The following is a 7,926-nucleotide window of genomic DNA, read 5'->3' as shown; positions in this document are numbered from 1 at the left end:
CCTTATTAAGGGGGGACTAAGGGGGCATCGGCACCCCCCTTATCAAGGGGGGCAGGGGGGATCGAACCTAAAATCCATTTTTAACTTAATTATAACCAGCTACTTAAGTTTTTGACGACAATAAATTTAAGCCGTGGCCACGGCAGCACCCTGGGTTCCCAGTTGAATTAACTCGATCTTGTAGCCATTAGGATCTTCCACAAAAGCAATCACCGTAGAACCGTGTTTCATCGGTCCCGGTTCCCTGGTGACATTGCCACCGAGAGCTTTAATTTTCTCACAGGTGCTATAGATATCATCCACGCCTAGGGCGATATGACCGTAAGCATTACCGACTTCGTAGCGATCGACTCCCCAATTATAGGTCAGTTCGATGACAGCATGATTGGCCTCATCGCCATAACCGACGAAAGCGAGGGTAAATTGACCATTGGGATAGTCTTTCTGGCGCAATAACTTCATTCCTAGCACATCGCAGTAAAATTGTAGAGATTCCTGCAAGTTATTGACCCGGAGCATGGTGTGTAAGAGACGCATGATTATTTAGATGACATCGATCGAAAAATTACTTATCCTTGATTGTAACCAGTCCTTGGGCTTTCTTATCTCCTTGAGGGTCAACCATTCTACCAATACAAATGTACGAAAAACTCACTCACTCCCAAAAGCGATTAATAGCTGTAACCAAAATCACCTTTCTGGCCATATTTCAATTACTATCTATGGGATTTTCTTAGGCTATCCTGTAGTTAGTGGTGAAGCTAGTTAGGTCGAGACATTTTTGAGCGGGAGTTTTCTAGGGAAATTTTGAAGGTAGTAGGTAGTAGTAAATTTTCGGTGGTTTCCGAAAACCCCTTTCGGCTTGATTGACCAGTAGTTTAATAAAACCTCTGTGACTGCAATAAATGTTAAATATTTAGGGGAGTACAGAACAGAGAAATTGGGACGGGTTAAAGCTATGCGTTTTTATTTGGAGTATATCAATCACTTAGGTCGTTTACAGAAAAAATCCGCTCATCGTCGTCTGCAAGCGGGTTTCACGATTACAGAAGTTTTACTAGCAGGTTTAATGATGCTGATTGTCGTCTTGGTGGCGGGAAATGGCGTAATTAACCTGCTCAGAAGCAATTATCGAGCTAATGCCGATAGTGAAATCCAAAATAATCTTAATCGTACTCTAGAGTTTGTTTCAGATGAAGTGAGACGAGCAAGTAGAATCGCTAATTCTGAAAAGCAGATCACGAGTGAGAAAGTACCCAAAGGAGCGCAAGCAGTTCTAGCTTTCCAAATTCCCGACCCCAGCAATCCGGGTCAGGCGCTCCCCGATCAGATCGTTTACTATACCAAAGGCTCTGAAGATAGCTTGACTGGTCCACGAGTCTTGTGGCGCTTCGGTCCGAACTTGAACGCTAATGGCAACTACATCACCCCCGAAGATATTAAGACTTGGATAAGTTCCCCCGTCACCGATATGTTAGCAGCGCCTGCTAATAACCCCAATTGTCCTGGGAATTTTAACCGAATCCCCGCCCTTGGCAATGTGGACGATTTTTATACCTGTGTTCGCATAGTTGGTGATCAAGTGATTTTGAATGCCAACGCTCAGGTAAAGATGACTACCAATGAGGCAGTTAACTACTCTGTCAGCACCAGAGTTTTCCCCAGAGCTATCTGGGGATTATTCCTCCTAACCAAACCTTTTGATGTCGCAGGTGATAGCGGGAGTGCCAAGAACAATAATACTCTACCCGTCCTTACCGTGCCAGCAGCTGTTACAGCTAAAGTTATTAAAGGAACAAAACCTTGTACATTCACTCTTGGTGCTAATCCTTTCCTTAATTCTGCCTGCGGTGTTATTGCTGAACCTAACAAAGATTGGCCCAAGGCAGTCAAGGAGGGATCGGAAGGAGCTTTGGATTCACCTGTTCCGGCAAAAGCTGGAGATGGCATTGTGGTTCATGTGAATGGGTTGCTTAATGCCAATAAGCAGTTTACAGATCAAACCGTAGATGTATATACCTCTGATAGTAGCAGTTTACCTCCAGGCATCGATTCCCTTGCTAATAACCAAATTTTATTCGTGTTGACTAGAACGACTCCACCAGACTCCTATTCGATTTTAGTAACCATTGAACCCAAGTAGCTAGGGTATAGTTAACCCTATTCCTTCTCGGAAATCATCGCCAAATCCCCTTAACTGGCTCCCAACCTAAAAAATCTAACTTAAACAGCGAATTGCCTCCAATAAACCCCTGGCTTTGTTGAGGGTTTCTTCATACTCTTTCTCCGGCTCAGAATCAGCTACTAACCCTGCTCCCGCTTGCACAGAAACCAGATAATTTTGATTACCTTGGGGACGAACAATCATAGTGCGAATTGTGATGGCACTATTTAACTGTCCCTCGAAATCGTAGTAACCATAAACCCCTGAATAGGGACCGCGACGACAGGGTTCCAATTCATGGATAATTTCCATAGCACGAATTTTCGGGGCCCCACTGACGGTTCCCGCGGGAAAACAAGCTTTTAATAAATCCCAAGCACTTTTATTGGTGGCTAAATACCCCACCACATTACTAACAATGTGCATAACGTGGGAATAACGTTCAATGATCATTAATTCATCCACTTTGACCGTACCTCGATCGCACACTCGACCTAGATCATTTCTCCCCAAATCCACTAACATAATATGCTCGGCAATTTCTTTGGGGTCTTGCAATAAATCCGTTGCTAAAGCTTGATCTTCACTGAAGTTTTGTCCCCGGCGACGGGTGCCGGCAATTGGTCTGACCGTAGCCTTTATTTTACCTAATTCGTCCCGTTCTGCCTTAACCATCACTTCAGGACTAGAGCCAATAATTTGCCAATCCTTAAAGTTATAAAAAGCCATGTAGGGAGAAGGATTAATCAGACGCAGGGAACGATATAAATCGAAGGGATGACCCTGATAATTGGCATTTAAACGCTGGGAAATAACCACCTGAAAAATATCCCCCGCTTTGATATAATCCTTCGCTTTTAGGACATTTTGACAGAATTTTTCCTGAGTTGTATTGCTTTCATAGACTAATTCTTTCCCCTGACCAACCGGTAATAATTCCAGGGTTTTGGCATTAGTTGGTAGGGGTAATCGTAACTTGAGAACTAATTGCGTCACTCGATCGCAGGCCGCTTGATAAGCGGCTGCTAAATCGGGATTATTACCCCGGATATCGGCATAAGCGATCGCCCAGATTTTCCGTTTAACTTGATCGAAAATAATTAGATTATCCACCTGCATCCAAATACCATCCGGTAGATCGGCATCGGTAGCGGGATAAATAGGGACTCGCGGTTCGATCCAATTAATTAATTCATAACCCCAAAAACCAAATAAACCCCCTATTCCGGCGGGTAATTGCGGCAATTTAACCGGCACAATCGGGGCTAAACATTGGGTTAAAATCTCGAAAGGATCCCCCGAAAAAATCTCTTGAGAACCATTGCGAAAAGTTTGGGTGGTGGTGTTTCCCCGCGCTTCCAATACCCAGACGGGATCGCCTCCTAAAAAGCTGTAGCGTCCCAAGGTTTCGCCCCCTTCCACCGACTCTAATAAAAAATTGTAGGCTTGATCGGCACAAACTTTATACCAGGCGGAAACGGGTGTTTCTAGGTCAGCGATCCATTCTTGATAGACAGGAATAAAGTTACCTTGGCCAGCCAGTTGACGAAAGCGATCGAAGTCGGGGAAGATCATATTTTGATGGTTCGGGAAACGGATAGCACAACACTTGTAGGGGAAAAAAAGTAATTATGAATTATCAATTATGAAGGAGTGTGGATCAGGGGAGATAAGTAGGTAGGTGTTAAAAGTTGTCAGACACCCCCCTTATCAAGGGTGGCAGGGGGGATCGAAGCTAAAATCCATTTTTAATTTAATTATAACCAGCTACTTAGGAGAATAAATAAAAGCAATCTCCTGACGACCGGCTACTGACTCCTAACCCCAGGAAAAACTTTTTCAGTAAACCCTAACTAGCAATTGATTGCGATTGCGATCAGAGAAATCGAGAGTCGGAAGTCAAATCTTGGGGCCAAATAGCTTCTAAATCTAACTCCCCACTCTCGATTTTAGGGATTATTTATGCTTCGTAGGGAGTGACACCAGAGAACTTAATTGTCGCCGGTTCGGGGTTTTTGCCGATATTGCGGTCTTTTTTGCCGAAAAATTCACGACCAGCGTTAACTTTTTCGGGGAAGACACCATCAGCAGGGTGGAGATACTGCACTTCACCACTGGGGTAAATCCGATAGATTTTGTAATCTTCGATTTTGGGCTTAAATTTCGTCCGGAATTGGGTACCAAGAGCGAGCGCGTGTTCTTTGCGGGCTAAATAGAGGAGATTTTCGCCTTCGTTCATGATAGCGGCGCCACCGGTGGGCATTTCAAAGACTTGTTCTTTGCTGCTTGTCCAGGTGATGGCGTATTTTTCTTCCAGATCAGCTTTGGCGAGTAAACCGCCCGTGCTGCCACCGAACTTAGGAGCTTTTCCAGAAAGTTCTGTCATAGGATTTTGTTCTCTCTACAAAAATAAAGAAAAGGGGTTTTAGGGAATCCTATCACTGACACCCCCCCTCTCTAGTAGTCTTGTCAAGAACTGTAACATTATTTTGTACTAAACTATAGAACTAAGCTGCTGGCCGATCGCCAACTTGTCTAGGAATCGGCCACCACTTTAATCGATCGCCCGTCGGGAAATTTGCCAACTTAAAAAAATTACCGGAATTAATCCCACTAGGACAATGGCCAAGGCCGGTGCCGCCGCTTCCACCAAACGTTCATCACTGGCGTATTGATAAACGCGCACCGCTAGGGTATCAAAATTAAAAGGCCTTAACACCAAAGTAGCCGGTAATTCCTTCATCACATCGACAAAAACTAACATAGCCGCCGTCAATAATCCCCCCGACAAAAGAGGAATATGCACTTTAATTAAAGTGGCACCAGTGCCATAGCCAAGGCTGCGGGAAGCATCATCTAAACTAGGTTTTATTTTACTTAAACTCGATTCTAACGTGGAAAAAGCTACGGCTAAAAACCGGACAATATAGGCAAAAATCAAACAGAAAATTGTGCCGCTCAGAATTAAATTGATATTTAATCCTTGGTTGAAAAAGTTATCTAATTTGCCGAGAGGAATTAAAACCCCCACTGCGATAACGATGCCGGGGATAGCATAACCAGCGGCCGCAATCCGCACAGAAAGCTTAAGAGTTTTATTCGGATTAAGTCTTTCCCCGTAGGCGAGAATTAAAGCTAAAAATACCGCAATAATTGCGCTTAAACTGGCCAGAAAAAAACTGTTTCCCGATAGACTAAAAAAGTCATTATTAAAAGTTTCTTGGGCATGATTAAAGGCTAGATAGGCCAGATAGAAAGCAGGGGCAATAAACCCAAGAAATACTGGTAAAAAACAGGAGATCATTACCAAAAAACTGCGAACAAATCCTAGCTCGTACTTAGTCGGTGACTGGAAACGATTGGTCATTTCATAGTAACGAGCTTGACGACGGGAGGATTGTTCAAGGAAAACTAAAACGAGGATAAATACCATTAAAACTGTTGATAACTGTCCCGCTGCTATACGATCGCCCATACCGAACCAAGTATTATAAATCCCCGTGGTAAAAGCATTAATGCCGAAATACTGCACCGTACCAAAATCGTTCAGAGTTTCCATTAAAGCTAGGGCTAATCCCGCCATAATTGCCGGTCTTGCTAGGGGTAAAGCGACAGTAAAAAAACTGCGCCAAGGATTACATCCCAAGGAGCGACTTGCCTCCACTGTGCAGACAGATTGTTCTAAAAAACCGACCCTTGCTAACAGATAAACGTAGGGATAAAGCACCAGTATTAACATCAGAATCCCCCCCCAAAGAGAACGGATATTAGGAAACCAATAATCTTCGACACTATTCCAACCGAAAACACTTCTTAAGAAGGTCTGCACCGGACCAAAATAGTCCATCATATTGGTATAAGTATAGGCCAAGAGATAGGCAGGAGCGGCAAGGGGTAGTAATAATAACCATTGAAATTGTTGACGACCAGGAAATTGACACATCGTTATTAACCAAGCTGTGCCAACACCGATGATTAAAACGCCGCTGCCCACCCCACCCATCAACCAAAAAGAATTAACTAGATAATCCCAGAGAACAGTTTCGAGCAGATGTTGCCAGACTTGACTGGAATTAGTTAATAAACTACTGGCCACCGATAAAATCGGCAGCGAAACAAGCAGGGCAATTAGTAAAACTGCAATTGTCCATCCCTGTCTAAAAAAAGAGCGAGATTCTTTCAGCAAAAACATTTTTAATAAGATTGTTAAAGCAATTTTTAGAGAACCAAGAGATGATCTACAGCAGTCCTAGGTCATTGGCTCCTAAAAATTAGGATTTCTGTAACAGATTGCGGTAGTCAAACACGCGAATGAGAGTCCCTTTTTTGGGTAAATCGGCGGCACGAATCCGCAATTTATTGTCCCCGATTAAACGGATATTTTTATCCTTGACTAACTTGAGAAACTCATCTACAGAGACCAATTCACAGGCATTTTTATCGGCGGCACTGGTAAAGTATTGCGTCGGGACAGCAATTCGCGGTTGTAAAACTTCGATCGCCTGTTTTGCTTCTTGGGGATTATAATTTTTTGGACCACCTCCCACGGGAATAAAAGCTAAATCCGGCGAGCCTAGGAGAATTCTTTGTTCTAATGCGAGCGGGGCTGCTGCCCCCCCTAAATGGACAATACTAATCCCTGCTTGGGTCCAACGCCAGGCCACATTCATGCCGAAACGTTGCCCCCCCATGCGATCATGGGCGATACTAATACCCTGTAGTTTTAATTTACCCAGATCGTAGGCCCCCGGCTCAAACAAAATTTTCGGATTACCGGGTAAACCCTCGGCCGCCCCTTCATCCCACAGTTGACTACTAATTAAAACGATATCTGCTTCTACTTTTGGCAAAGGAAAACCCGCCGTACAACCGATCGCCCGGAAAGGATTAACTAGGACTCTTTGCCCTCCTCCGGTGAATAAAAAGCAACTATGACCCAACCATTGAACTAAGAGGGAATTATCGGGTTTTTGGGGGGAAGTGGGGTTAGTGGGTTTCGGTTTAGTTTCCGCTAAAACTGAGCTTACTGCCACGGTTAAGAAACTTGCCCCCGCCGATAAGATAAAATCTCGCCTTTTCATAAATGTAGATGCAGAATTAATCAAGTTAAGGTTAATTTCAGGGGTTGGGGATTAGCAAACACTAGAGGGATCGCAGAAAGTTTCTTAAAAGTTCCTTGCCAGCAGTGGTTAAAATACTTTCGGGATGAAATTGTACTCCTTGAATGTGGGGGTAATCCCGATGACGGACTCCCATGACCGTACCATCTTCGACCCAGGCCGTGATCTCTAAATTATCCGGCATGGTGGAGCGATCGATCACTAAACTATGGTAACGGGTGGCAGTAAAAGGATTTTCTAAGCCTTGAAATACCCCTTCACTGTTGTGATAGATTGGGGAAGTTTTGCCGTGCATCAAGACCGGGGCCCGGACCACATCCCCCCCGAATACCTGACCGATACTTTGATGACCGAGACAGACCCCCAAAATCGGCAAATGGGGGCCAAATTTGGCGATTAATTCCAGAGATATGCCCGCGTCGACCGGACGGCCGGGACCGGGGGAAATGACAATCCCATCCGGCCGCATTTGTTCGATTGTGGCCAAGTCGATTTTATCATTACGATAGACCTCGATCGGCAAGGCGATCGGGAACTCGGAGGCTAATTCTCCCAAATACTGGACTAAATTGTAGGTAAAACTATCATAGTTATCGATGACGATTATCAAGAGTCTCTCTCCTTTCTCTAGCCTCGCTCAGT

7 protein-coding genes are annotated in these 7,926 nt (G+C 44.3%); 1 reads left to right on the top strand and 6 read right to left on the bottom strand.

Features of this window, described 5'->3' with window-relative positions; translation table 11 throughout:
* Positions 1-126 precede the first annotated feature (126 nt).
* Positions 127-537, bottom strand: a complete 411-nt coding sequence (gloA, locus tag IQ242_RS11170) for a lactoylglutathione lyase (RefSeq protein ID WP_002758448.1) — start codon at positions 535-537, stop codon at positions 127-129.
* A gap of 421 nt (positions 538-958) precedes the next feature.
* Here gloA and IQ242_RS11165 point away from each other — a divergent pair, with 421 nt between their 5' ends.
* On the top strand, positions 959-2,143 hold the full coding sequence (locus IQ242_RS11165) for a type II secretion system protein J (RefSeq protein WP_193960025.1): 1,185 nt from the start codon (positions 959-961) through the stop codon (positions 2,141-2,143).
* 75 nt (positions 2,144-2,218) lie between these two features.
* On the opposite strand, the gene trpE is transcribed toward IQ242_RS11165, so the two are convergent.
* The 5 genes from trpE to IQ242_RS11140 all read right to left on the bottom strand — a co-directional run bounded on the left by trpE (position 2,219) and on the right by IQ242_RS11140 (position 7,894).
* A complete protein-coding gene (gene trpE / locus IQ242_RS11160; RefSeq protein ID WP_002789121.1) occupies positions 2,219-3,739 on the bottom strand; it encodes an anthranilate synthase component I in 1,521 nt (506 codons plus the stop codon).
* A 385-nt stretch (positions 3,740-4,124) separates the two neighbouring features.
* The gene (locus IQ242_RS11155; protein WP_002740397.1) at positions 4,125-4,550 is read right to left on the bottom strand and encodes a photosystem I reaction center subunit II PsaD; all 426 of its coding nucleotides are present in this window, start codon (positions 4,548-4,550) and stop codon (positions 4,125-4,127) included.
* Positions 4,551-4,718: 168 nt separating this feature from the next.
* Complete coding sequence (locus IQ242_RS11150; protein WP_193960024.1) at positions 4,719-6,356, bottom strand: iron ABC transporter permease; 1,638 nt, start codon at positions 6,354-6,356, stop codon at positions 4,719-4,721.
* A 79-nt stretch (positions 6,357-6,435) separates the two neighbouring features.
* Entirely contained in the window at positions 6,436-7,245 is an 810-nt protein-coding gene (locus tag IQ242_RS11145) for an MBL fold metallo-hydrolase (protein WP_193960023.1), read from the bottom strand.
* A 61-nt stretch (positions 7,246-7,306) separates the two neighbouring features.
* Positions 7,307-7,894 carry an aminodeoxychorismate/anthranilate synthase component II gene (locus IQ242_RS11140; protein WP_193960022.1) on the bottom strand — a complete coding sequence of 196 codons (588 nt, stop codon included), beginning with the start codon at positions 7,892-7,894 and terminating at the stop codon, positions 7,307-7,309.
* Positions 7,895-7,926: the final 32 nt, after the last annotated feature.

This window comes from Microcystis sp. LEGE 08355, from assembly GCF_015207185.1.
Lineage (GTDB): Bacteria > Cyanobacteriota > Cyanobacteriia > Cyanobacteriales > Microcystaceae > Microcystis > Microcystis panniformis.
The sequence above is the reverse complement of the archived record's forward strand: the minus strand, read 5'-3'. Positions and strand labels throughout refer to the sequence as shown.

Bases quoted from the DNA above. Each gene is read 5' to 3' on its own strand.
- gloA (WP_002758448.1), bottom strand. From the start codon at position 537: ATGCGTCTCTTACACACCATGCTCCGGGTCAATAACTTGCAGGAATCT.
- IQ242_RS11165 (WP_193960025.1), top strand. From the start codon at position 959: ATGCGTTTTTATTTGGAGTATATCAATCACTTAGGTCGTTTACAGAAA.
- trpE (WP_002789121.1), bottom strand. From the start codon at position 3,739: ATGATCTTCCCCGACTTCGATCGCTTTCGTCAACTGGCTGGCCAAGGT.
- IQ242_RS11155 (WP_002740397.1), bottom strand. From the start codon at position 4,550: ATGACAGAACTTTCTGGAAAAGCTCCTAAGTTCGGTGGCAGCACGGGC.
- IQ242_RS11150 (WP_193960024.1), bottom strand. From the start codon at position 6,356: ATGTTTTTGCTGAAAGAATCTCGCTCTTTTTTTAGACAGGGATGGACA.
- IQ242_RS11145 (WP_193960023.1), bottom strand. From the start codon at position 7,245: ATGAAAAGGCGAGATTTTATCTTATCGGCGGGGGCAAGTTTCTTAACC.